The organism is Skermanella aerolata KACC 11604, assembly GCF_000936425.1.
In the GTDB taxonomy this organism is placed as follows: Bacteria; Pseudomonadota; Alphaproteobacteria; order Azospirillales; family Azospirillaceae; genus Skermanella; species Skermanella aerolata.
On record NZ_AVFK01000005.1, the window covers coordinates 45,087 to 69,335 of the forward strand.

The window sequence follows — 24,249 nt, forward strand, 5'->3', positions numbered from 1 at the left end:
GGGTTCTCCTCAGGCCAGTTCGCGGATGTCGGTCAGGTGGCCGGTCACCGCGGCGGCGACGGCCATCGCCGGGCTGACCAGATGGGTCCGCCCGCCACGGCCCTGACGGCCTTCGAAGTTGCGGTTGGAGGTCGATGCGCAACGCTCGCCGGGGCTCAGCTTGTCGGCGTTCATGGCGAGGCACATGGAACAGCCGGGCTCGCGCCAGTCGAAGCCGGCTTCTTTGAAGATCACGTCCAGACCTTCTTCCTCGGCCTGTTCCTTCACGAGACCCGAGCCGGGGACGATCATCGCGTAGACGCCGTCGGCGACCTTGCGGCCCCTGGCGACGGTCGCGGCAGCCCGCAGATCCTCGATCCGGCCGTTGGTGCAGGAACCGATGAAGACCTTGTCGACCTTGACCTGGTTCAGCGGCGTGCCGGGCGTCAGGCCCATGTATTCAAGCGCCCGCTCGACCGCGCGGCGCTTGCCCTGGTCGGCGACGTCGGCGGGGTTGGGGACGATGCCGGTGATCGGCAGCACGTCCTGCGGGCTGGTGCCCCAGGTGACCTGCGGCACGATGTCCTCTGCCTTCAGCACGACTTCCTTGTCGTAGGTGGCGCCCTCGTCGCTCGGCAGCGTCCGCCAATAGGCGACGGCCTGCTCCCACTTGCCGGCCTTCGGGGCGTAGGGACGGCCCTTCAGGTACTCGAAGGTGGTTTCGTCAGGTGCGATCAGACCAGCGCGGGCGCCCGCCTCGATCGACATGTTGCAGACGGTCATGCGGCCTTCCATCGAAAGGTCGCGGATCGCCTTGCCGGCGTATTCGATGACGTAGCCGGTGCCACCGGCGGTGCCGATCACGCCGATGACCGCCAGGATCACGTCCTTGGCGGTGACGCCGACCGTCAGGTCGCCATCGACCGTGATGCGCATGTTCTTGGCCGGACGCTGCTGGAGCGTCTGGGTCGCCAGCACGTGCTCGACCTCGGACGTGCCGATGCCGAAGGCCAGAGCGCCGAAGGCGCCGTGGGTCGCGGTATGGCTGTCGCCGCAGACGATGGTCATGCCCGGCTGGGTCAGTCCCTGTTCCGGCCCGATGATGTGGACGATGCCCTGACGGATGTCGTCCATGGCATAGTAGGGCACGCCGAAGTCGCGCGCGTTCTGCTCCAGCGTCTCGACCTGGATGCGGCTTTCCTCGTCCGCGATGCCCTGGCTGCGGTCGCTGGTCGGCACGTTGTGGTCGGCGACGGCCAGCGTGGCCTCGGGGCGCCGGACCTTGCGGCCGGCAAGCCGCAGCCCTTCGAAGGCCTGAGGACTGGTCACCTCATGCACCAGATGGCGGTCGATATAGAGGACGCAGGTGCCATCCTCCTGGCGGTGGACGACGTGGCTGTCCCAGATCTTGTCGAAGAGCGTGCGCGCTTTGGCCATTGTTTTATTCTCTGATATCTCGTTCCAGCATGGGACCCGAATTTCCCGGCCCCCGAATTGACGGAATAAGCCGGGCTCTCCTTTTGGCGACACCATAGCCCCTGCCCCTCTCCGTCTCAAGGGACTAGACTTTTATGCAATACAGACCGCGCATTTCGTATCCTCGGATATGCCGGTCCGCCCGTAAAAAGGAAATTTCATGTCGATCGCGATAGCAGACGTTGCCGTTTTCGGAGAAACCCCGTCGGAGGAGTTTACTATCCGGCCCGACGCGGACCGCATTCTCGCGGGGTCGCCGGACCAGACCGCGTGGAACTACTTCACCGACCGTACCGGTCAGTTCTCCACAGGTATATGGGAAGGCGCCCCTGGCGTGTGGAGGGTCGTCTTCACCGAGAACGAGTTCTGTCATCTGATGAGCGGAACAGTCGTGGTCCGCGACGAGGCCGGCAGCGAAAGGACCTTCCGCGCCGGCAGCAGCTTCGTCATGCCCGCCGGGTTCGTCGGAACCTGGGAGGTCGTGGAGACGGCGCGGAAGCTTTATGCGACCTTCGAGGCGGCGTCATGACATTCCCCTGTGCGACATGAAACGTCGTCAAATGTCATCACGGACAACTTAAAGCTTTAGCAATCAAGCGCCGGCGACTTCTGGGCGAGGTCGTCGGCTGGGTTGGCCATAGGACTTGGTATCGGGCTTAGCGAACCAGATCAGCATCGGCAAACTATCATGCCTCTATGAATTTGTCGCCGCTGCTATGATTGCCGAGGGATCTTCGATGGCCTCGATACCACGTCTTTCAGGTGCTACGGAGCACCATACCGTCGTCAATTGTCCCCCCGCCCTCCGAAGACGGCATCCAGCGTCGATGCATCCAAGACGGCTTCCGCCCACTCGTTCAACTGGTCCTCCAAAGCGCATTGCACTCTTGCCTGAGCGGACTCGGGCAAGGAGCCGAAGCGCCGCCGCAGTAGTCGCAGAAGGAGGTCAGCCTTGTCGGCTTCGATCCCCGCTGCCTTGCCTTTAACTTCACCGATTTGCATACCCTCGGCTTTCCACTGCTCCGCCGCGATCGACATGATCCTCGTCTCCTGGCCGGGTATGATTTCCTTCAGAACCTCCTGAACGATCGCCGCCTCGACGTCATTTGGTTCAGCGAGAATGTAGCGCACCAAGGCCACCAAGTCATCATATCCCAATGCGAAGGCGTGTCTGCCGAGTTTCAGCAGGGTTTCCCGCAAGTCGCCGTCCCGGCTGCCATGCTTCAGGATCAGGAAGCCGATCCGGAGGGTTTCTTCTCGGGACAACTCGGCGTCTTCGATCCGCCCGAGGTCGGCCAGCGAATAGCTGAAGTTCAGGTGATGCGGACGGAGGGCGCCATCGACCGACAGATCCATGCCGCCGATGAAGTCGAGAGGTATGTGCCACTCGGCCTCGCTATGATAGACGACTATCGGGAAGATGGGCGGCAGGCGTCGCCGCCGGCTGTTTCCACCATTGCCTTCCTGCCTGATCCACCATTGCCAGATTTGCACCATATAGCCCAGCAGTTGCAACGTCACATTCGGATCGGGTGAGGATTTGTGCTCGATCAGCGCATAGATGAAGGCAATTTCACCGTCAACCATACGCGCGCGATAGAGTCTGTCGGTCTGGTGCTCCTGCAATTCCCTGTTCACGAACGAGCCGGCGACAAGTTCCGGCGCGTCCGGACCAAATCGTCCCGCCACTGCTGGCGGCAGTCTTTCGCGAAGGAGCGCTCCCGCCGTACCATCGCGTTCGAGCAGGCGTTTGAAGAACTGGTCATGGCGTTTGATCAGTCGGGGCGGCGGCATCAGGTTTGCTTCACGGCACGGGTGCGGGGCGGAAGCCGAGGTGATGGCATGGCGCTCTGCCGTCAGCCAGCGAAACTCCACCCACACCGCCTGCGGCAAATTCATCCTACCGTATGCCGCTTGCCCTTCTCAGTGCCGATAGGCCGAGCCGTCTTCCGCCCGCGCGGGTTCCTTCAGGTAGATCCCCTGCGTCGGGACCGCTATGCGGTCGAAGTCGCGTGCCAGCGCGTGCAATGCGTCGCGCATCTCGGGACCCTGCATCGCTGCGCCGTGGCCGGTGACGACGAGGTCCGGTTCAAGGCTGGCCAATTTCTCGACCGAGGACTTCGCCTTATCCCACTCCACCGTGTAATACATCGGCGGGCCGTGCATCTGGGCTTTCTGGAGGGCGACGGCATAGGCGGATTCCTGGTCGGTGGTGACGAAGGCGTCGCCGGCTATGATCGCGCGGTCGCTCTCCCGCCAGAACGAGACGTGGCCGACGCTGTGGCCCGGCGTGTGGAGCCAGCGCCAGTCGGGCATGCCGGGGATGCTGCCGTCATCAGGGAGGCTCTTGAGACGGGCGGCCACGTTGACGGGGCCACGCGGGTAGAGGCGCGCGAGAGCGGCCATGGCTCCGCCGCCGACTGACGAGTCGCCCGGCGGATAGGAGGCTTTGCCGTCCAGGTAGGGATGTTCGAGGGAGTGGGCATAGACGGGGACGTCCCATTCCTCCGCCAAGTCCTCCAGCGCGCCGATGTGGTCGAAATGGCCATGGGTCATGACGATGGCGGCGGGACGGGCGTTGCGGCCGAAGCGTTCCTCGGCGGCGGATTTTATGAAGCCCTTGGTTCCGGGGATGCCGGTGTCCACCAGCACCCACTGCCGGTCGCCGGCACCGGGACGACCGACGAAGATCACGTTGACGATGCCGAGCCGACGATAGGCCAGGGCGGGAGCGATCTCATGGGTCTTGTCGTTGCGCGCAGCATCGACTTCGGGATCGACGGCGCTGGCGCTATCGGACAGGGGGATTTGTTCGGCCATGGCTTCGCAATCAATCGGTTGGGAACAGTCAGCCGGTTGGGAACCGGCGCTTTGGCAGAGTCCAACCGGACTGCATTGCGACAGTTCCCAGAGTTTTGACATATCCTGATGTGTTGAGCGGCTATTTCATGAAGCCGATCTTAACGGTTTGTTCTTGTTTGCGACCCAAACTACCAGGGTCGCTTCCAGGATGGCTCCTTCATGACCTCCGCTTCTGGCGAGACCGCCGATATCCCGCGTACGCGGCTTTCCCAGCAGGAATTGACTGTCCTCGCGTCAAGACACAGGGCATTCCTCAAGCGACAGCCCGGCGGCACCCGCGCCAGTTTCAAGATGCGTGACCTGTCGCACCTGGACCTCAGCGGCTTCGACCTGACCGAAGCGGATTTCAGCGGCGCCAAACTGTTCAGCACGCGCCTGCTCGGCTCCAACCTGACCAATGCCGACCTCTACGGCACCGATATGCGGCTAGCGAACCTGACGGGCGCCACCCTTTCGCGCACCGATTTGCGCGGCGCCTGCATGCGCGGCGCGATCCTCAGCGAAGCCATGCTGCTGGAGGCCGACTTGCGGGACGGCACGCTGCTCCATGTCGGGAAGGCGGGGGACATGTCGTCCGTCAACGGTGCGGCCGTCAAGCTGACGACGGAACTGACCTGCGCCACCATGCGCGGGGCGAACCTGTCGCGGGCACGGGTATCGAACGCTTTCGTCATGCAGACGGATCTGACCGACGCCATCATGCGCGGCACCAAGTTCATCCGCGCTAACCTGACCAACTCGGACCTGACCGGAGCCGACCTACAGGGCGCCGACCTGACCGACGCCAACCTTTCGGGCGCGCGGCTCAGCGGTGCTATCCTGTCGGGAGCACAGTTCGGCAATGTCAAGCTGACCAATGCGATCATGATCGGCGTCATCATGGACGACATGCAGCGCCGGGCACCGGAACTGGCGGGCGCCATCATGGCGAAATCTTTCGGCGACCTGGGACGCGAGCTGCCGGATCTGCTGACGGAGCACGCGGCCTGGATGGACAGCGGCGGCAAGTCGGGGGGCCGGGCCGACCTTGGCGGAGTGGACCTGAGCGGCATGGACATGCGCGGCGTGAACCTTTCCGCCGCCATCATGCAGAGCTGCGTGCTGAACGGCACCAAGCTGGCCGGCACCGTGCTGGCCATGACCGACATGTCGCTGGCCGATCTGCGGCGCGCCGACCTGTCGAATGCCGATCTTCGCGGCGTCAACCTGGAGCGCGCGACGCTGAGCGGCGCCGATCTCTCGGATGCGAAGCTGAATCCGGTCCATATCCAGAGCGGCACGGGACATGTCTGGCGCGCGAACCTGCACCGCGCCCGGCTGGAAGGCGCCAACCTCCGCAACGCAGACTTGCGCCGCGTCAACCTGACGGACGCGGTACTGGCGAAGGCGGACCTGCGTGGCGCGGACCTGCGGGAAGCGGTGCTGAACGGGACCGACCTGACGGGAGCCAATCTGGCCGGAGCGAATATGGACGGAGCCGTGGGACGGTAGGCTGGTCTGCCGGCAGGCCCGACCGGCGGAGCAGGCAAACGCGGCCGGAGGCCGCGTCTACGTCATTTCAGCAGACTTCGAAGAGTTGGCGAACTGCGCTCAGTACGAGAACTCGGCGAAGACGCGGTCGATGTCGCCTTTCCATTCGCCGTGGTAGAGCTTCAGCAGCTTGGTCGCCGGGGTTTCTCCGGACTCGACGACTTCCAGCAGCGTGTTGATGAAGTGGGTCTCGTCGTCACCCCAGCGGTCGTTGCGGGCACGCCGGGCCAAGCCGCCTTCGGCGATGCGCAGGACTTCCAGCGCGAGGTCCTTCAGCGGGCGGCCGCGGTGGACGGTGTCCAGTGCGTGCCGGGGGACGTCGGCACGCAGATGCGCCCGCTCCTCGTCCGTCCAATCCTTGACGAGATCCCATGCGGCATCCAGCGCCTGACCGTCATAGAGCAATCCGACCCACAGGGCCGGCAGGGCACAAAGGCCGCGCCACGGGCCGCCGTCGGCACCGCGCATTTCCAGGTAGCGCTTGAGGCGCACTTCCGGGAACAGCGTCGTCAGGTGATCGGCCCAGTCGGTCATCAGCGGCAGTTCGCCCGGCAAGGCGGGCAGCTTGCCTTGCAGGAAATCGCGGAAGCTCTGGCCGGAGGCATCGATGTACTTGCCGTCGCGGTAGACGAAGTACATCGGCACGTCCAGCGCATAGTCCACGTATTGCTGGAAACCGAAGCCTTGCTCGAACACGAACGGCAGGTCGCCGGAGCGGTCCGGATCGGTATCGGTCCAGATATGGCTGCGGAAACTTTGGAAGCCGTTGGGCTTGCCTTCGGTAAAGGGCGAGTTGGCGAACAGCGCCGTGGCGATCGGCTGGAGCGCCAGACTGACCCGGAACTTCTTGACCATGTCGGCTTCGGACGCGAAGTCGAGGTTCACCTGCACGGTACAGGTCCGCATCATCATGTCGAGACCCAGAGTGCCGCGCTTGGGCATGTACTCGCGCATGATCTTGTAGCGGCCCTTGGGCATCCAGGGAATCTCGTCCCGCTTCCACTTGGGATTGAAGCCAAGTCCGATCATGCCGATACCAAGCTCGCGGCCGATCTGCTTGACCTGATCCAGGTGCTCGTGGACCTCGGCGCAGGTGTCGTGCAGGGTTTCCAGCGGGGCACCGGACAGTTCGACCTGTCCGCCCGGCTCGAGGCTGACGTTGCAGGCACCGTTGGTCAAGGCGATGACGTTGCCGTTCTCGACGACCGGTTCCCAGCCGAACCGGGTCATCCGGTTCAGCAGTTCGGAGATGCCGTCAGGACCGTCATAGGGCAGCGGCCGCAGGTCGCTGGTGCGGTACGCGAACTTCTCGTGTTCGGTGCCGATGCGCCATTCGGATTCGGGCTTGCCACCCTGTTCGAGATGGCTCACCAGACCGCGGAGGTCGGTGATCGGTTCGCCGCGTGACTTCGGAGGGGCGGACATGGGTGCCTGATCAACCTGATTCTTGGGAACGGAACGGGGGACGCACGTCGGCACCCCCTGCCGACCAGTCCCCGCAATGGGCCTGCCAGCAAGCGAGCGCGGCGAGCGCCGCCGTGTCGGCACGCAGGATCCTTGGCCCCAGCCCGACAGGAACAACAAATGGCAGATTGATCAACCCGTCAAGCTCATCCTTGGCGAAGCCCCCTTCGGGACCTGTGAGAATTGCGGCCGGACCGGGCGGAAGGCCGGCCAGGGCCGCCTCGACCGGGCGCACGGGACCGGCCTCGGCACAGAGCAGCAGCGGGCGCGCAGGGTCCCAGCCGGCCATCGCCTGATCCAGCCGGACCGGCTCGCGGATCTCGGGAACGGTCAGCCGCTCGCACTGTTCGGCGGCCTCGATCGCATTGGCGCGCAGCCGGTCGGTGTTGACCCGGGCGACATCGGTGTGGCGGGTGATGACGGGCCAGACGGCCGAGGCGCCGAGTTCCGCCGCCTTTTCGGCGACGAAATCGATCCTTGCCCGCTTGATCGGGGCGAACAGCAGCCAGACGTCCGGCTCCGGAGCCTGCGGCCGACGCCGGGACTCCACGGCCAGACTGCACCAGCCCTTGCCGAAACCGTCGATGCGGGCCGACCATTCGCCGTCGCGGCCGTTGAAGAGTGCTACGCGGTTCCCCTTGTCCAGCCTGAGCACGTGGCGCAGGTAATGGGCGCGTTCGTGGTCAAGGCCGACGGTGGCACCCTCACCCAGGGGTTCGTCGACATGCAGGCGGGTCTTGACCGGCTCGATATCTGGATGGTGCTGGATCATGGCCTCTCCGTTTCCGGGGGTATCGCATCATCGCTCCAGGAAATCCAGCAATGCCTGGGTGAACTCGTCGGGCCGCTCCTCCGGGATATAGTGTCCGCAGTCGAGCGCGTGTCCGCGCGCTTCGAGCGCCACGTCGCGCCATGTCGCCAGAACGTCGAAGCAGCGGTCCATGGTGGCGCGGCCGCCCCACAGGGCCATCATCGGACACGACACCTTGACACCGGCGGCGCGGTCGGCGCGGTCGTGCTCCAGGTCGATGCTCGCGGCGGCACGGTAGTCCTCGCACATGGCGTGGACGGCGGCGGGATTCCTGAAGCAGCGGATGTATTCCGCCATCGCTTCCTGCGTGAAATGCGCGGTGCCGATACCCCACATGTTTGTCTTGCGGCGCAGGTAGAACTCCGGGTCCAGCCCGATTAGGTGTTCCGGCAGGGGGTGCGGCTGGATCAGGAAGAACCAGTGGTAATACGCCGACGCCAGCGCCTGATCGACCCGTTCGAAGGTCGTCAGGGTCGGAACGATGTCCAGTACCGTCAGGCTCGATACGCGCTTGGCATGGTCTAGCGCCATCCTGTGGGCTACCCGGCCGCCCCGGTCGTGGCCGACGAGATGGAAGCGGTCGAAGCCCAGCACGCGCATGACCTCCACCTGATCCTGCGCCATGGCGCGCTTGGAATAGGAGGAATGGTCCTCGACCGTCGGCACCTTTTCGCTGTCGCCATAGCCGCGCAGATCTGTCGCGACGACGGTGAACCGCTCCGCCAGCCGGCCGGCGACCTTGTGCCACATCACATGGGACTGCGGGAAACCGTGCAGCAGAAGCAGCGGCGGACCGTCGCCGCCGATCACCAGATTGATCTCCGCCCCGCTCGTCGCGATGCGCCGACGCGTGAATCCTTCGAACATCCTGCCGGGTCTCCCTGTGTTGTTTAACGGTTTCTTACCAGCGTCCAACCTTCCCACAATGGGCGATGCCTGTCTGCAAAAGATGCCCGCCCGGGCACGCCGCGTCGCGAAGGATATAATCCCCCGCATCGATGGCATACGCCCTTCATGCGATCTCTTTGAGGTTAAATAACGCTTAAGAATTATTTATCTCAAGTTAATTTACCGCTATCGATAGGAGGACGAACCAATTACCCGAGAGCCATCATGGCCCGCTCCGATACCCTCCGCCAAGGCAACGCTTCGCCCTCCGCCGCGATGCTTCGAGCACTGCCCGAAGCGCGCCTGCGGGAGGTCTACCTTCTGTCGGACAAGGTCGCGGACGCGGAGATGCGCTCCACCTTGATGGAGGCTATGCGCGCCTGGCTGCGGGTGGAGCGCCCTATCCGGAAGGCCACCGCGCTGCGGCGGTTCTGCGAACCGTTCGAGCATCTGCTGTGCGGTCCGGTCGGGCGTAACCGGAAGCCCTTCCGGGTTCCCCGCACCGTCATCGCACCGCTCTGGGCGCTGATCCGGCAGCAGTCCGGGACCGAGAGCCTGGACGGCATGAGCCTGGAGGATCTGCACGGGCATCTTCAGGCCGCCATCGCGAAAGCGAAGAAGGATCATCGCTTCGCCCGGGCCAACGCCGCCGGCCATTCCGAATTCTGGGAAATCGCAGGAGAAATCGACGGAGCGTTCCAGGTCCGGGAGCCGGTAGCCGCGATGCGCCGGCTGCTGGCGGCCGGGCCGGAGGGCCAGCCTAGCGTTGAGGCCCAGGCGGCGTTCGGCGCAGCGATCGGGACGCTGGCATCCAAGGATCGGCGCAGGGTCGATTTGTTCCTGGTCCTGCTGGTGCGTCATCCGTCCCTGACCCAGTCGGTGCTGACGATGCTGGGGCAGCTTACCCGCCAGACCCACGGCGCCGTCGCCGCCGATACTCTGGAAGCCGTCTACGACAGCGCCATCGGCGACCTTCAGGAAAAGGCCGACGCGGCGCTGGCGGGCGATGCCGGCACCGTGGACCTGCACGGCGTCCTCGACGCGGTCGAACCGGCGGCGCGGCACCTGGAAGTCCTGAAGCAGTCGGCCGACGGCCGTCTGCCGCACAACTCAGCGCGCCTGCGCCGGCTGGAAAGCGACCTGCGGAACGTGCTGGTCAAGCGCTTCCTGGGCGAGGTGGAGGCGCAGACGCTTGCCCATGCCCACCTGCTTCAGGACATGACCGGCGAGGCTGCGTCGACGGCGGACAGGTTGGCCTTCACCAAGGCGATGAAGGCGCTGTCGCGCAGCCGCGACCTGTTCAAGACGGTCGGCGAGGGAGACGCCTGGAAGCGGCAGGTCGAGGAGGTGCGCGCCACAGTCTCGGTCGAGCTGGAAACCCTGGCGCGGAGCGCAGCGGAAGCCGGCCTCGGCGCCCGCCGGACGGCCCTGGAAGGCGTCGTCTCGACCCTGCACGCGCTGGAGCAGGTCTGCTCCAGCAGTGCCCTGATGCCGCTTCTGGTCGGCGGCTTCTCGGCCCTGGGAACCCAGGACAACGACGACTTCTTCATCGGCTTCATCCGGCACATGAACGGCGACTGCAAGCCGTGACCGGGTGTCACCGGAACGCGATCCCTCGAAATCGCTCTCCGATACCTCTTAAGTAAAGTTTAAGCCAAACAATTAGTGGCCTATCGATAGTGGCAGGTGACGCATCAAGTTTCCGGTCGCCCGATGGATCGAAAAGGGAGACCAGCTCCATGACGTTCAACACTCTCCGGACAGTTGGGACCCTTCGGGCAGCCGGAACCCTTCGGGCAGCCGTGCCGGCCTCCGCTCTGGACGAGGCGTGCTGGTCGTCCGTCACGTCGCTGCCGCGCATGTCGATCGACGATCCGTCCGGGGCGAACGAGATCAGGGAAGTCCTGCATCCGGCGCTGCCGATCCTGCCGTACTGGCCGGACGGGCGCCGGTCCCATTCCGGCTTGCGCCACTTCTGCGAGCCGTTCGCCGACCTGCTGTGCGATACCGTCCCCGAGCGGCGCAGGACCGGCCAGATCCCCCGGTCCGTGCTGCGGCCGCTGTGGAAGCTGCTTCACCGGGAGCGGAAAACTCCACAGGTAGGCCTGGCCGAGGTCGCCGCCCTGATCCAGCGTGCCGCACGGGACCAGTCCTTCGCGGAGGACGCGGCGGCGGACCACCCGGATTTCTGGAACATCGTGGACGATATCCGCGCGGCGCTGGCGGTGGAGGACAGGGTCCGCGACGCCCGCGACCATCTGCGCGCGGCCACCATCGCCGGGATCTTCCCCCACTGGCTGTCCGACCATCTGGCCGATGCGGTCGCCGGGCTGTCGGCCGCCGATCCCAAGGCCGCCGACCTGTTCGTCATGATGGTGGTCCGGCATCGGCCGGTGGCGCGGACCGCGCTGGAAATGCTGGGGCGTCTGGCCGACCGGTCGACGACGCGCAGTCATGTGGCGGGCCTGATCGACCGGCTGGCGGAAGATGTGCGCAGCCGGGCGACGGCGGCGGTGCCCCCGCGCGGACCGGCCGATCCGGCGGCGCTGGAGACCGCCGTCCGCGACCTGACGGCGCTGAAGCTTTCCGTCGGCCGGCTGCCGCTGGCGGCCCTGCCCCTGGCGCGGCTGGAAGCCGATGCGATCCGCCTGCTGACGGCGCGTCTGCTGCCGGAAGCGGTCGAAGGCATCCTGCGCCTGGCGCCCGCCGACATGACCGACCTGCGCCGGCCCGGCACACGGCACCTTGCGGCGGCGCTCGCTTCGTTCGCCCGCAGCCGCCGGGCATTCCGGGCGATGGGCGTGCTGCCGGCCTACGAGACGGCGCTGATCGGACTGACGGGTGCGGTGTCGCGCCGGCTCGGCGACCTTGCGGTCGCAGCCGCCCACCTGCCGGCGGATGAACGCGGGGCCGCCTTCGCCGCGCTGGACGAGACGCTGGCGGTGCTGCACCTGATAGCGCCGCCGTCCCGGCTCCAGCCGGTGCGCGACCTTATCCGGGATCTGACCGGGCAGGAGCTTGCCGGGGTGGCTTGAGGCCGGGTTCCACAGGCTCAAGCCAGTCGGGGACGTCAGGTGTCGGGCTTAAGAGATCGACCCGTGAGGACGGTGTTTGTTGGGCCACTGCCCAACCTACGGGCTCCTGCTTCGTAGGTTGGGCCGTGGCCCAACACTTGCCGACCGCCGGTCATACTCTTCGGCTTTGATATCAATCGTAGTCGGCGTCGCCGTCCTGGGCCATTTCATCGGCCAGTTCGCCCGCCAGCTCGGCGAACAGCTGGCCGTCGACGTCCAGTCCCTGCTCCCCGCAGATCCTTACGAAGATGCGGTAGGCATGCAGGATGGCGACGTCGAGCACGGCCTCGTCGGCCTCCTCGCTGTGGCGGTCGCCGATTTCCCGCTCCTTGAGCGTCCCCACTATGTCGTGCTGGGCCGCCTGAAGAACCGCTTCCATGGCACGCTTGTGGAGGTTGGACATCTTGGCTGTTCCTCAAATCAGATGTTGGACCCACCGATCCCGGAATCCGGACGGCTGTTCCGCCCCGGCCCCCGGAGGATCGAAAGGGGAAACCGTCATAGCAGGTCACGGTTCACTCCGACCACGGGATTTACGCGGCCATATCGCCGAATCTCCCCCCATATCGCTGAATCTCATGGGACGAAGCCGAGGGCACATTGCTACCGCCTCTCCGACCTGATAGGTTCCGCGCTTTCCAAAGCAGCGTCAACGACGGTCAAATACCATGAAGGTCAACGCCAACCAGATGCGTCCGGGTCACGTCCTGGAGCACAATGGCAAGCTGATGGTGGTCCTGAAGACCGCTATCGTGCAGCCCGGCAAGGGCGGCGCGTTCATTCAGCTCGAGATGAAGGACGTCCGCTCCGGCAACAAGATGGTCGAGCGGTTCCGCACCCAGGAAACGGTCGAGCGCGCCCGTCTGGACGAGCACGAGATGCAGTTCCTGTTTTCCGAGGGTGATGCCTACACCTTCATGGACAACGAGACTTTCGAGCAGCTCGTCATCAACCGCGACATCATCGGCGATCCCGCCGTCTACCTGCGGGACGGCATGATGGTCAACGTGCAGACGCACGAAGGCTCGCCGCTCGCGGTCGAGCTGCCGGCCACCGTCACGTTGCAGGTGGTCGAAGCCGACCCGGTCGTGAAGGGCCAGACGGCATCGTCGTCCTACAAGCCGGCCGTGCTGGACAACGGCGAGCGCGTCCTGGTCCCGCCTCACATCGAGTCCGGCACCCGGATCGTCGTGAACACCAGCGACGGCACTTACCTGGAACGTGCGAAGGACTAAAAACCCGTTATGGCAAGCCGTTCGGCAATCATCAACGTGATGGCTCGCGCCGCCGAAAAAGCGGCGCGTGGGCTGATTCGCGACTTCGGCGAGGTCGAACATCTCCAGGTTTCCCGCAAGGGGCCGGCTGATTTCGTCTCGACCGCCGATACCAAGGCGGAACAGATCCTCCGGGCCGAGTTGCAGAAGGCGCGGCCCGACTTCGGCTTCCTGCTCGAGGAAGGCGGCGGGTTCACCGGCAAGGACGCCGGCACCCGCTGGATCGTCGATCCGCTCGACGGCACCACCAACTTCCTGCACGGCCTGCCGTTCTGGTCGATCTCGATCGCTCTGGAAAAGGAAGGCGAGATCGTCGCCGGCATCGTCTATGAGCCGGTACGGGACGAGATGTTCTGGGCCGAGAAGGGTGCGGGCGCCTGGAACAACCACCAGCGTCTTCGCGTGTCGGGCCGGCGCAAGCTGGACGAGTCGGTGATCGCCACCGGCCTGCCCTTCAAGGGACGCGGCAACCATGCCGACTACCTGCCCCAGCTTCAGGCCGTGATGGCGGAGACCGCCGGGGTCCGGCGCTTCGGCTCGGCGGCGCTCGATCTGGCCTATGTCGCGGCCGGCCGTTTCGACGGCTACTGGGAAAGCCACGTCCAGCCGTGGGACGTCGCGGCGGGTCTGCTGATGGTGACGGAAGCCGGCGGTTTCGCCAGCGAGATCGGCGGCGGGCGCAATCCCTATGCCGGCGAAAGCGTCCTGGCGGCCAATTCGCACCTGCATCTTCTGCTCGGCAAGGTGCTGCGCGACGCATCCGCAAAAAGCAAGCCTAAGGCCGAAGGCTGACCGGCACGTGTACCCGATGGCGGGTTGTCGGCCCTGCCCCGTTGGGATATCGTGCGCTCCGAGGCCCGGCTGCCGCCGGGTTATCGAGATATGTCAGAGGTTTAAAGTTCGGGGGCACATGAATCGCCGCGTTTCGTCCTCCGTGCTGCGGTTAGCGTTCGGTTGCGCGTTAGGGACCGCAGCCGTAACCGGACAGGTGCCTCTCGCCAAACCCGCCTTCGCGCAGGAGGCTCCCGCCGCTGCCGAGCCATCGGGTCAGGAACAGCCGGCATCCCGAGCCGACCTGCCGGCGCGTGGAGTTTCGCCAGCGCTTCCCACGCGGAAGCCGCCGGTTCCTCCGGCATCCCAAGCCCGGGCACCGGCGGGTCCAGCAGGCCAGAACGCCGATCCGAACCGTCCGCTGAACGTGCCGTCCGATCCGGGCCTCACCGCGCGCCCCATTGGTCCAGGCGGCAGGCCGATCCCGCCGCCGACCGGGCTCGACCCCGGCGTCACTCCCGATCTCTCCACCGGCCCGGCGCCGGAACCACCCGCCGACCGCCCGAACGTGCCGCCGCCCGAAGGCGTCCAGCTCGGCACGCCGGTCGTGCCGCCGGCTCCCCCGGGCATGCCGCCGGTGATCGCCGCCGTGCCGTCGCTGCCGGGCGAACGCCCCCAAGCGGCGGTGCCGCCGCGCCAAGGCGGCCCGGCAGCGCCGCCGTCCGCTTCCGACGCCCTGCCCTCCGGAACCGAGTTCCGCGTCGTTTATCCCGACGACATGGCGCAGACACTGTCGCCCGCCGACACCAGCCTGCTGAACTGCATCGCCGCCCGCCTGCGGGAGGACGAGATCACCCGCCTTGAAATATTGGGCTATGCCAGTGGAACACCGGAAACCAACCGCGAGTCGCGGCGTCTTTCGCTGGAAAGGGCGCTTGCCGTCCGCTCGTATCTGATCGACCAGGGGATACGACGCACCCGAATCGATGTCAGAGCCCTGGGACCGACCGCATCGGACGGCCCTTCAGACCGCGTTGATCTGTTGCTGGTAAAATAGTGGCACACTCGGCTCACCCTTCATCAACGCCCCAGATCCGCGAGAGCATGGTGCCCATGTCCCGGCCGCAGCGCTACCTTACCCGCATGATCCTGTTCGTCGCCCTCGTCGCCGGCGTCGTGCTGCTGCTGTTCCCGGCGCTGGAACGGGCCTTCATGGCAAACCCCGGCCTCAACAGCCTGATCATCGCGGTCCTGCTGCTGGGCATCGGCTATATCTTCCGGCAGGTGCTGATCCTGAAGCCGGAAGTGGCATGGCTGGAGAGCTTCCAGACCAACCGCCCGGCCAGCGACGCGGTGCAGGAGCCGGTCCTGCTGGCGCCGATGGCCCGCATGCTGGGCGAGCGCAAGGGCAAGCTGAGCCTGTCGGCGCTGTCGATGCGCTCCCTGCTGGACGGGATCGACGCAAGGCTGGATGAAACGCGGGAGATCTCGCGCTATCTGATCGGGCTGCTGATCTTCTTAGGATTGCTCGGCACCTTCTGGGGCCTGCTGGGGACCGTCAGCGCGGTCGGCGACGTGATCGGCAGCCTGTCGGTCGAGGGCGGCGACGTCGGCATGATGTTCGGCAACCTCCAACAAGGCTTGCAGGCGCCGCTGACCGGCATGGGCACGGCGTTCAGCTCGTCGCTGTTCGGGCTGGCCGGCTCGCTCGTGCTGGGCTTCCTGGAACTCCAGGCCAGCCAGGCGCAGAACCGCTTCTACACCGACCTGGAAGACTGGCTGTCGGGTGCCACACGGCTATCGAGCGGGGCCGGCTTCGGCGAGAGCGAGCAGTCAGTCCCCGCCTATCTCCAGGCCCTGCTGGAACAGACCGCCGAGAATCTGGACAACCTTCAGCGCACCGTGGCGCAGTCGGAGGACGGCCGCCGCTCCGCCAATCAGAACCTGCTGGCGCTGACGGAGAAACTCAGCACCCTGACCGACCAGATGCGGACGGAACAGAACCTGATGCTGCGGCTGGCCGAGAGCCAGATGGAGCTGAAGCCGATCCTGGGGCGGCTGTCCGACGCGATTTCCGGCCAGCAACTGGGCATCGACGACGCGACTCGCCAGCACATCCGCAACATGGACGTCTATACCGCCCGCCTGCTGGAGGAAGTCGCCACCGGCCGGGTCCAGTCCGTGCAGGAAATCCGCAGCGAGATCAAGCTGCTGGCCCGCACCATCGCCGCCCTCGCCGAGGACAGCGAGCGGTGACGCGCCGGATCGGGATCGGATAGCCGGTCATGGCAGGCAGCAGCCGCGGGCGGCGCAGCAGGGAACATGCGATCAATATCTGGCCGGGCTGGGTGGATGCCCTGTCCTCGCTGGTCATGGTCGTGATCTTCGTGCTGATGGTCTTCATCATCGCGCAATTCTACATGTCGAATACGCTGTCCAGCCGCGATCAGGCCCTGACGCGGCTGAACCGCCAGCTGACGGAACTGAGCGACCTGCTGGCGATGGAGCGGGAGGCGAATGCCGACCTGCGCGTCAACATCGCCCAGCTTTCCGCCGAACTGCAAAGCTCCACCGCCAACCGGGAGCAGCTTACCGCCAGCCTTGCCGAAGCGCAGGCCCGGCAGGACCAGCTCAACGCCCAGGTCTCCACCCTGTCGCGGCGCGGCGAGCAGGCCAGCGGCGAAGTCACCCAGGTCAGCCGCGATCTGGAAGACGCCTATAAGGTGATCGAGGCGGACCGCCAGAAAATTGAGACCTCGCTGCGCGAGATCGCCAGCCTCCAGGCCGATATCCAGGCCTTGAGGGATGTCCGGGAGCAACTCGAAACCCAGGTTGCCGCCTTGACCGCCTTGTCGCGGCGAACGGAAGCGGAGCGCGACCGGACGGCGGAACAACTTCAGCAGACGGAGGCGGAGCGTGACCGGACCGCAGAGCAGCTTCAGCGGACGGAGGCCGACCGCGCCAAGGCTACTGAAGAGCTGCGACTGACGCAGGAGCAGCGCGAAGCACTGATGGCGGAGCTCTCATCGATCCGCGACCGCTCGCAGCAGCTCGAAAGCCAGCTCAGCAGCGAGCAGGAGCGCACCACCCTGTCGCAGCGGGAGATCGAGCAGCGCGACATCCGCCTGGAGGAGCTGAAGCTGGCGCTGGACCAGACGGAGGCGGCGCTGACCGGGGAGAAGACGCTGACCGAGGAAGGCCGCGCCCAGGTCGCCGTCCTCAACCAGCAGATCGCGGCTCTGCGCGACCAGTTGAACCGGCTGACCGCCTCGCTCGACCTTGCCGAATCGAAGAACCAGGAGCAGCAGGCGCAGATCTCCGACCTAGGACGCCGGCTGAACCTGGCGCTGGCCAGCAAGGTCGAGGAATTGGCGCGGTACCGGTCGGAGTTCTTCGGCCGGCTGAGGGAAGTGCTGGGGACGCGGCAGGATATCCGCATCGTCGGCGACCGCTTCGTGTTCCAGTCCGAAGTGCTGTTCCCCAGCGCGTCGGCGACGCTGGAGGAAGGTGGCAAGGTCCAGCTTGCCCAGCTTGCCAATACCTTGCTGGAGATAGCACTGCGCATTCCGCCGGGGGTCAACTGGATCATGCGGGTGGACGGGCATACCGACCCGCGCCCGATCTCCACGCCGCAGTTCCCGTCCAACTGGGAGCTTTCGACCGCCCGCGCCATCTCCGTCGTCAAGTTCCTGGTCGAGCGCGGCGTGCCGGCTGACCGTCTGGTCGCCGCCGGCTTCGGCGAGTACCAGCCGCTCGACCCCAGCCGGGGCGAGGACGCCTTCGCCCGCAACCGCCGCATCGAGATGAAGCTGGACCAGCGCTGAGGCGTGTCGTTCATCCGCCCTAGATGACTTACTGGCGCTTGGCCGCGTTGTTCAGCAGCGCGTTGCACGGGCTGTCCTTGCCTTCGCCGGGGTCCAGGAGCGGGATGATCGCCGCCAGAGGGGTCAGGAACACGCCAAGGGCGACGGCGGCGGCGCCGCGTGCGATGGCCTGGGTCGGATCGACCGCGATATGCGGGTTGGCGAATGTGCCCTGGGCGCCGACGGGGGTCCGGACCGACAAGGGGCTGAAGTCCTTCGGATGCGCAAGCATCGAGACTTTGAAGGCTTCGTTCTTGAGGTTGACGGTCGCTTCACCCGTGACGTTGCTGTCGGTGTTGTCGAACACCAGGGCATTGGACTTCATCAGCCCGTCCTTGATGCCGAGGTCTGCGACGACGCAGCGCACGGCGACCGGTTCGTCCTCGGTCAGCACGAAGCCCAGCGCCTGGGCGACGTCGATCCCGAGCACCTCGACGATCAGGTTGCTGACCTTGCCGCCTTCCATCACGACGGAAAGCTGGCCATTGCTGGAGGCCAGCATGCTGCGCACCGTATCGCCGTTGCCCTTGAGCTTCAGCTTGCCGCCGAAGGTGCCTCCCATGTCCTCGGCAAACTGGGTTCCCTTGAAGAAGCGCGCGAGGTCGAGCGCCCGCATCTCCAGGTCCATCTCGATCGCCGGCGGCTTCTCTTGGGCATCGACCTGGATGATGCCGCCGGCCTTGCCGCCGGCTACGTTCATGCGCACCGGCTCGATCTTCGCCCGGCCGTCGTTGACGATGATCCGCGCATCCATGGCGCCGGCCGGCACATGCGGCACCAGCAGCCTGTCGGCGTGATAGCGCATTTCGACGTCGACCTTCTTCAGCATCTCGACGTTGATCGGCGTATCGGGAATGATCCGGCCTTCCGCTTCCAGCTTTTGGGCCAGCTGCTCCTGCTTCGGCGACCGGGTTTCGCCGTCATCGACCGGCGGTGGGGCACCGACGAAGCCGGCGAGATCCTTGTAGTCAAGGTTCTTCGATGTCAGGTTGCCGGTTACCTTGGGACGCTCGTGGCCCAGGTCCATCCGGATTTCGCCGCCGATGTCGCTGTCGCCGACCTTGCCCGCCGCATCGGTGAAGGACCAGACCTTGCCATTACGTTCCAGCCGGCCCGACACGTCGAACGGCGGCGTCGAGGGCGCCGGGAAGCCTACGATGGGGAACAGGTCGGAGAGGTCCTGGCCCTTGATATCGACGCCGATATCCATGCCGGCCAGTTCCTGCGGGTCGGTCAGCGTGCCGTCGATTATCGTCTTCGTGGTCCCGACCGTTGCCTCCGCCCGCACGGGGAAAGGCGTCTGCCGGTCGCGCACGGCCAGGAAGGTGCCGGTCGTAGCGTCCAGATGGAACGGTTCGTTGGCGTAGTTGCCGTCGGCCACCATCCGCACCCGGTCCTCGCCCTGCTCGTTGCGCTCGGTATTCACAGTGCTGGCGACCTGGATGTTCAGGCCGTCGTCGCGATAGGCGACTTCTCCGCCCCGGACTTCGATATGGCCGATTTCCGGAAGGTTGGGGCTGCCGTCGCCTTCCTGCGGGGGATCGCCCTGCAAGTTGGGGAAGTCCCAGTTCGCGGCGCCCTGGGCATCGCGGGCGAGGTTCAGCTTGGGATCGATCAGTGTCAGCTGGGGAATGGCGACGGTTCCCGAGACCAGACGCCGGAGGTCGAGCGTGACCTCGACGGCGCCGATATCGGCCATGTCGCCGCCGCCGGCCCAGTCGGTGTTGGCAAGGTGGATGCCGCCGGCCCGGATCTTCGGCGTCAGGGACCAGTCGATGTCGAAATTCTCGTCGATGCGAACCTCCCGGCCGAGCGCGGCGCTTGCCCGCTTGGCCACGAAGTCACGCGCCCAACTCGTCTCCAGCATCGCGAAAGCACCCACGACGAGCAGCACGAGCACACCCAAAACGATCCCGAGCCACTTCAACACCCGACCCACGGCAAACCCCTTTGACACTTCCGTTCGAGAAAGAGTCAACCGGCATGAACGGCTTTCGTTTCAAACCACATCGTTTCGGCCACATCGTTCCGGTGGTCCCTCTCCCGGCTCACTGGTATTGATCGTTCGTTACCTGCGGCAGGCAATGAAAATTCCAGGCATACTAAAATGAGGGAAGAGCAGAGCCATTCGGAGCTATATGCAACAGTAAACCGTCTGCTTGACAGATTACCCCGACGCCATGGGTATGATTACTAAATCCGGGTAGCTGGAATTCCAACAGAGAAAACTATCGTGCGCTTTATACAAGATGTACATTACACTTTTTGCATTCTGGTTGTTTTCTCAATTTTGATGGATTCTCTAAGTTAATATTATTCTATTAAGAAGCAAAAGGGAGAAAAAATCATGTTGGATTAACTATCATTGATTGAGCCAAAAAGCACGACGACTGCGCATTTCTTCTGAGACGTATGTGAAGCCGATTACACAATCTGCATCCAATATCCAGCATCGTTGTCAGAGCGGACGCAATAGATACCGCTGCTCTCAAATATCTTCAGAATCCTCTTCTGCGGATGCTACGGACGCGTGTCAAAACCTTGTGGTTTTCCTACTCTATTGAAATCAACAACAGAGATTTTTTTAACCGTCATAAATAATAAATATCATCTGATAAAGTATTTCATTATTAACTTACTGCATATCCGGGGCAAAATCACAGAACGACTCTAGTGAAGCCATTCATATGGTCTTCAAAAAAGTGACTTGTACTCAACAACAAAATCAGCGAGGTGGGCCATGCGCAGGGTATTGAGTCATCGTGCGACCAGAAGCCTGTTTCTGTCCGGGCTGATTTTGGGGGCAAGCGCGGTCGCGCTTACTTACCCTCAAAGTCAAGCCTATGCGGCAGAGGATGATTTCACCGATCCCACCACGGTACCGGCGACGCCGCCGCCTCTCGCCAATACCGATACGACGGCAACAATTTTGAAGAAGCTTCCGGCGAATGCGGCGGATTACTTCGAGAAGACTTACCCGCACATGATGAGCCAGCCTCTCCCGGCCAAGATCTTCAACCAGGGCGGCATTCCGGCGGTCATCCCGAAGCTCGAGATCGACAACGATCCGAACGGCCAGACGGGCTCCTATCAGCCCGGCGGCCAGACGGTGACGTCCCAGAACGCCTTCTTCCAGTCGCTGGGCAGCAATGGACGCGCCTGCGTCACCTGCCACCAGCCGGCCAGCGGGATGAGCATCAGCCTCCGCAATATCAACAAGCGCCTGAACAAGACCAAGGGAAAGGACCCGCTGTTCGCCCCGGTGGACGGCGCCAACTGTCCGACGCTGGTTCCCGCCGAGGATACCGCAGGCTCCATCGTCGGCGGCTTCAAGGGCAAGTCCAAGAAGGACTTCAAGGCCGCGCGATCCCTGCTGCTGAACAAGGGTCTTATCCGCATTCCCATCCCCGTGCCCGTGAGCCCTGCTCCGGAGTTCACGCTTTCGATCATCAGCGATCCGACGACCTGCAACTATGACGAACGCACGAATCAGGTGGTGATCGACGGCGTCAAGACCCGGATGGTTTCAATGTACCGGCGTCCGGTGATATCGGGGAACCTGCATTTCAAGACCACGGTCACCGGCTTTCCGGGAGCGCCGCCGCCCGCGCTGAGCGGCAACATCATGTGGGACGGGCGTGAGCCGTCGTTGCAGTCCCAGGCTCTCAGCGCGACGATGGGGCATGCGCAGGCCAAGGTTCCGCCGACCACGGCCCAGATCAACGAAATGGTCGCCTTCGAAGTCGGCATGTTCAACGCCCAGTATAGGTACAAGACGGCGGGCCTGCTGACCGCCGCCGGCGCCGAAGGCGGGCCGGAGAACGTCGCGGACCATAAGGACGATCCGGCATCCTTCCCGGCGCCGGGCAGCACCGTCTTCGACGAGTTCGACGCATGGCTCACGAATCCGGGCAGCGGATCGACGAGGGAGACGCGGCAGTCGATCGCCCGAGGACAGGCGCTGTTCAATGGGACGGCGACGGACGCCCAAGGCAATCCAAGAGGCACGTTCACCATTTCCGGCGTATCCGGCTTCAACGATCTCGTCGGCGGTGATTTTCCGGGCGGCACATGCGCCACCTGCCACAACTTCTCCCATGCCGGCTCCGACGTGCTGGCGAACTCGCAACGCGACATCGGCATCGGCGGACATGCGGCGAGCGCCGGCGGACCGGCACCGAAGACCGACCTGCCGATCTTCGAAGTGTCGGGCTGTGCTGCGGGTTCGTTCCTGTGGGATGCCTCGGCGACGAGCGTCCGGACCAACGACCTTGGGAAGGCCCTGATCACCGGCAAGTGCCGGGACGTCGGCGCCAGCACGGTTCCTAGCCTGCGGGCGCTGTCCTCCCACGAGCCCTACTTCCGGGACGGCTCGGCGGCGACGCTGAAGGATGTCGTCAACGTCTACAACAACCGGTTCAAGATCGGCCTGACGCCCAAGGAAAAGGAAGACCTGACCAACTTCCTGGGCGCGCTGTAATCCAAGCTTGAACGCAGATGCCTGCCGGCCTCTACCTGACGGTGGGGGCCGGTTTGCATTTCATCTCTACATAAATTTTCCGACCGGCTAAGCCTTGCCGGCGGGTTGTTCGTTCAACTGTTTCGCCATGTCCCGCAGCACGAACTTCTGGATCTTGCCGGTGGAGGTCTTGGGCAGGTTGGTGAAGACCACTGTCCGGGGCGTCTTGAAGTGGGCGAGGTGTTCGCGGCAGAAGGCGATGATCTCGGCTTCGGTCACGGTGACGCCGTCCTTGATCGTGACGAAGGCGCAGGGCGTTTCGCCCCAGCGCTCGTCCGGGCGGGCGACTACGGCGGCGTCGAGCACGGCGGGGTGGCGGTAGAGGACGGCTTCGACCTCGATCGTCGAGATGTTCTCGCCGCCGGAGATGATGATGTCCTTGGAGCGGTCCTTCAGCTCGATATAGCCGTTCTCGTGCATCACGCCGAGATCGCCAGTGTGGAACCAGCCGCCCTCGAAGGCTTCCTGCGTCGCGACCGGGTTCTTCAGGTAGCCCTTCATCACCACGTTGCCGCGCATGAAGACCTCGCCGATCGTCTTGCCGTCGGCGGGCACCGGCTCCAGCGTGACGGCATCGGCCACCATCAGGCCTTCCTGCACGGGATACGTCACGCCCTGGCGGGCCTTGAAGATGGCGCGTTCCTCGATCGGCAGGCTGTCCCACTCCTCATGCCACGCGCAGACCACGTCGGGGCCGTAGACTTCCGTCAGGCCGTAGACATGGGTGATGGCGAAACCCATGCGCTCGATCTTCTCGATCACGGCGGCGGGTGGTGCTGCGCCGGCGGTCATCATCTTGATGCCTTCCGGGATCTCGCGGCGTTGATTGTCGGGCGCATTGACCAGCAGGCCCATGACGATGGGAGCGCCGCACATATGGGTCACGCCGGAGTCCGCGATGGCGTCGTACATTCCCTTGGCCGTGACGCCGCGCAGGCAGACATGGGTTCCGGCCTGGGCGGTGATGGTCCAGGGGAAGCACCAGCCATTGCAGTGGAACATGGGCAGCGTCCACAGATACACCGGATGGTGCGGCAGCGCCCAGGTCATGATGTTGCCTATGGCGTTCAGGTAAGCGCCACGATGATGGTAGACGACGCCCTTGGGGTTGCCGGTGGTGCCGGACGTGTAATTGAGGGCGATGGCCTGCCATTCGTCCTTCGGCAGCTCCCACTGGAAGTCGGGGTCGCCGGTTTCCAGGAACTGCTCATACGTGAACTGGCCGATCAGGTCGCCGCCCTTGGCCAGCGGATCGTCGATGTCGATGACGAGGGGCCGGTGCTTCGGGTCGATCATGTGGACGGCCTTGTTGATCACATCAGAGAATTCCCGGTCGGTGATCAGCACCTTGGCCTCGCCGTGCTGGAGCTGGAAGGCGATGGCTTCGGCATCCAGCCGGATGTTCAGCGCGTTCAGCACGCCGCCGGTCATGGGCACGCCGAAATGCGCCTCGAACAGTTCCGGCACGTTCGGCGCCATCACGGCCACGGTGTTGCCAATCCCGACGCCGCGCTTGGACAGGGCGGAGGCGAGCCGCACGCAACGTTCGTTGGTCTCCGCCCAGGTCCGCCGGATGTCGCCGTGGACGACGGCCGGACGGTTCGGGTAGACCGACGCGGTGCGGCGCAGGAACGACAAGGGAGACAGCGGGACGTAGTTCGCGTCGTTCTTGTCCAGTTCGACCTCGAAGGGATTGCGGGGCTGGGTCATCCGGATGGGTCCTGCATTGCGGTGGGCG

General features: G+C 64.7%; 19 protein-coding genes. 10 read left to right on the forward strand and 9 right to left on the reverse strand.

All coding sequences use genetic code 11. The annotated features are described in order from the left end of the window. Window positions 1-9 precede the first annotated feature (9 nt). Entirely contained in the window at window positions 10-1,416 is a 1,407-nt protein-coding gene (gene leuC / locus N826_RS08295) for a 3-isopropylmalate dehydratase large subunit (RefSeq protein WP_044427597.1), read from the reverse strand. A 199-nt stretch (window positions 1,417-1,615) separates the two neighbouring features. On the opposite strand from leuC, the gene N826_RS08300 reads away from it, so the two are divergent. After that, window positions 1,616-1,984 carry a cupin domain-containing protein gene (locus N826_RS08300; protein WP_052830928.1) on the forward strand — a complete coding sequence of 123 codons (369 nt, stop codon included), beginning with the start codon at window positions 1,616-1,618 and terminating at the stop codon, window positions 1,982-1,984. A 257-nt stretch (window positions 1,985-2,241) separates the two neighbouring features. Here N826_RS08300 and N826_RS08305 read toward each other — a convergent pair whose 3' ends face one another. Together N826_RS08305 and N826_RS08310 are read right to left on the reverse strand one after the other, a co-directional pair. After that, window positions 2,242-3,354 (reverse strand): Rpn family recombination-promoting nuclease/putative transposase, encoded by a 1,113-nt coding sequence (locus tag N826_RS08305; protein WP_044427598.1) that lies wholly within the window; start codon window positions 3,352-3,354, stop codon window positions 2,242-2,244. A gap of 24 nt (window positions 3,355-3,378) precedes the next feature. Continuing rightward, window positions 3,379-4,275 carry an MBL fold metallo-hydrolase gene (locus N826_RS08310; RefSeq protein ID WP_044427599.1) on the reverse strand — a complete coding sequence of 299 codons (897 nt, stop codon included), beginning with the start codon at window positions 4,273-4,275 and terminating at the stop codon, window positions 3,379-3,381. A 201-nt stretch (window positions 4,276-4,476) separates the two neighbouring features. Here N826_RS08310 and N826_RS08315 point away from each other — a divergent pair, with 201 nt between their 5' ends. Continuing rightward, window positions 4,477-5,808 carry a pentapeptide repeat-containing protein gene (locus N826_RS08315; RefSeq protein ID WP_044427600.1) on the forward strand — a complete coding sequence of 444 codons (1,332 nt, stop codon included), beginning with the start codon at window positions 4,477-4,479 and terminating at the stop codon, window positions 5,806-5,808. Between the two features lie 99 nt (window positions 5,809-5,907). On the opposite strand, the gene N826_RS08320 is transcribed toward N826_RS08315, so the two are convergent. Genes N826_RS08320 through N826_RS08330 form a run of 3 tightly spaced genes read right to left on the reverse strand, consistent with a single transcriptional unit; the run spans window position 5,908 to window position 8,989 of the window. After that, entirely contained in the window at window positions 5,908-7,272 is a 1,365-nt protein-coding gene (locus N826_RS08320) for a glutamate--cysteine ligase (RefSeq protein ID WP_044427601.1), read from the reverse strand. Between the two features lie 10 nt (window positions 7,273-7,282). Next, window positions 7,283-8,083 carry a 16S rRNA (uracil(1498)-N(3))-methyltransferase gene (locus N826_RS08325; protein ID WP_044427602.1) on the reverse strand — a complete coding sequence of 267 codons (801 nt, stop codon included), beginning with the start codon at window positions 8,081-8,083 and terminating at the stop codon, window positions 7,283-7,285. Between the two features lie 27 nt (window positions 8,084-8,110). Then, window positions 8,111-8,989, reverse strand: coding sequence for an alpha/beta fold hydrolase (locus N826_RS08330; protein ID WP_044427603.1), 879 nt, complete (start codon window positions 8,987-8,989; stop codon window positions 8,111-8,113). A 246-nt stretch (window positions 8,990-9,235) separates the two neighbouring features. Between N826_RS08330 and N826_RS08335 the strand changes: the two genes are divergently transcribed. Both N826_RS08335 and N826_RS08340 read left to right on the forward strand, forming a co-directional pair. Beyond that, a complete protein-coding gene (locus N826_RS08335; RefSeq protein WP_044427605.1) occupies window positions 9,236-10,600 on the forward strand; it encodes a hypothetical protein in 1,365 nt (454 codons plus the stop codon). A 149-nt stretch (window positions 10,601-10,749) separates the two neighbouring features. Then, a complete protein-coding gene (locus tag N826_RS08340) occupies window positions 10,750-12,045 on the forward strand; it encodes a hypothetical protein (protein WP_147040621.1) in 1,296 nt (431 codons plus the stop codon). Between the two features lie 172 nt (window positions 12,046-12,217). On the opposite strand, the gene N826_RS08345 is transcribed toward N826_RS08340, so the two are convergent. After that, complete coding sequence (locus N826_RS08345) at window positions 12,218-12,487, reverse strand: hypothetical protein (RefSeq protein WP_044427609.1); 270 nt, start codon at window positions 12,485-12,487, stop codon at window positions 12,218-12,220. A gap of 265 nt (window positions 12,488-12,752) precedes the next feature. Here N826_RS08345 and efp point away from each other — a divergent pair, with 265 nt between their 5' ends. The 5 genes from efp to N826_RS08370 all read left to right on the forward strand — a co-directional run bounded on the left by efp (window position 12,753) and on the right by N826_RS08370 (window position 17,953). Continuing rightward, window positions 12,753-13,319, forward strand: coding sequence for an elongation factor P (gene efp, locus N826_RS08350; protein ID WP_044427611.1), 567 nt, complete (start codon window positions 12,753-12,755; stop codon window positions 13,317-13,319). Between the two features lie 9 nt (window positions 13,320-13,328). Continuing rightward, complete coding sequence (locus N826_RS08355) at window positions 13,329-14,150, forward strand: inositol monophosphatase family protein (RefSeq protein WP_044427613.1); 822 nt, start codon at window positions 13,329-13,331, stop codon at window positions 14,148-14,150. A 196-nt stretch (window positions 14,151-14,346) separates the two neighbouring features. Beyond that, the gene (locus N826_RS08360) at window positions 14,347-15,186 is read left to right on the forward strand and encodes an OmpA family protein (RefSeq protein ID WP_052830929.1); all 840 of its coding nucleotides are present in this window, start codon (window positions 14,347-14,349) and stop codon (window positions 15,184-15,186) included. A gap of 56 nt (window positions 15,187-15,242) precedes the next feature. Beyond that, entirely contained in the window at window positions 15,243-16,385 is a 1,143-nt protein-coding gene (locus N826_RS08365; protein ID WP_044427615.1) for a hypothetical protein, read from the forward strand. Window positions 16,386-16,414: 29 nt separating this feature from the next. Continuing rightward, window positions 16,415-17,953: a peptidoglycan -binding protein gene (locus N826_RS08370; protein WP_044427617.1), complete on the forward strand. Its 1,539-nt coding sequence runs from the start codon at window positions 16,415-16,417 to the stop codon at window positions 17,951-17,953. A gap of 28 nt (window positions 17,954-17,981) precedes the next feature. On the opposite strand, the gene N826_RS08375 is transcribed toward N826_RS08370, so the two are convergent. After that, window positions 17,982-19,931, reverse strand: a complete 1,950-nt coding sequence (locus tag N826_RS08375; RefSeq protein WP_169789305.1) for an AsmA family protein — start codon at window positions 19,929-19,931, stop codon at window positions 17,982-17,984. A 990-nt stretch (window positions 19,932-20,921) separates the two neighbouring features. Between N826_RS08375 and N826_RS08380 the strand changes: the two genes are divergently transcribed. Further along, window positions 20,922-22,472: a hypothetical protein gene (locus N826_RS08380; protein ID WP_044427620.1), complete on the forward strand. Its 1,551-nt coding sequence runs from the start codon at window positions 20,922-20,924 to the stop codon at window positions 22,470-22,472. 87 nt (window positions 22,473-22,559) lie between these two features. Here the strand turns inward: N826_RS08380 and N826_RS08385 are convergent, their stop codons facing one another. After that, on the reverse strand, window positions 22,560-24,221 hold the full coding sequence (locus N826_RS08385) for an acyl-CoA synthetase (RefSeq protein ID WP_044427931.1): 1,662 nt from the start codon (window positions 24,219-24,221) through the stop codon (window positions 22,560-22,562). Window positions 24,222-24,249: the final 28 nt, after the last annotated feature.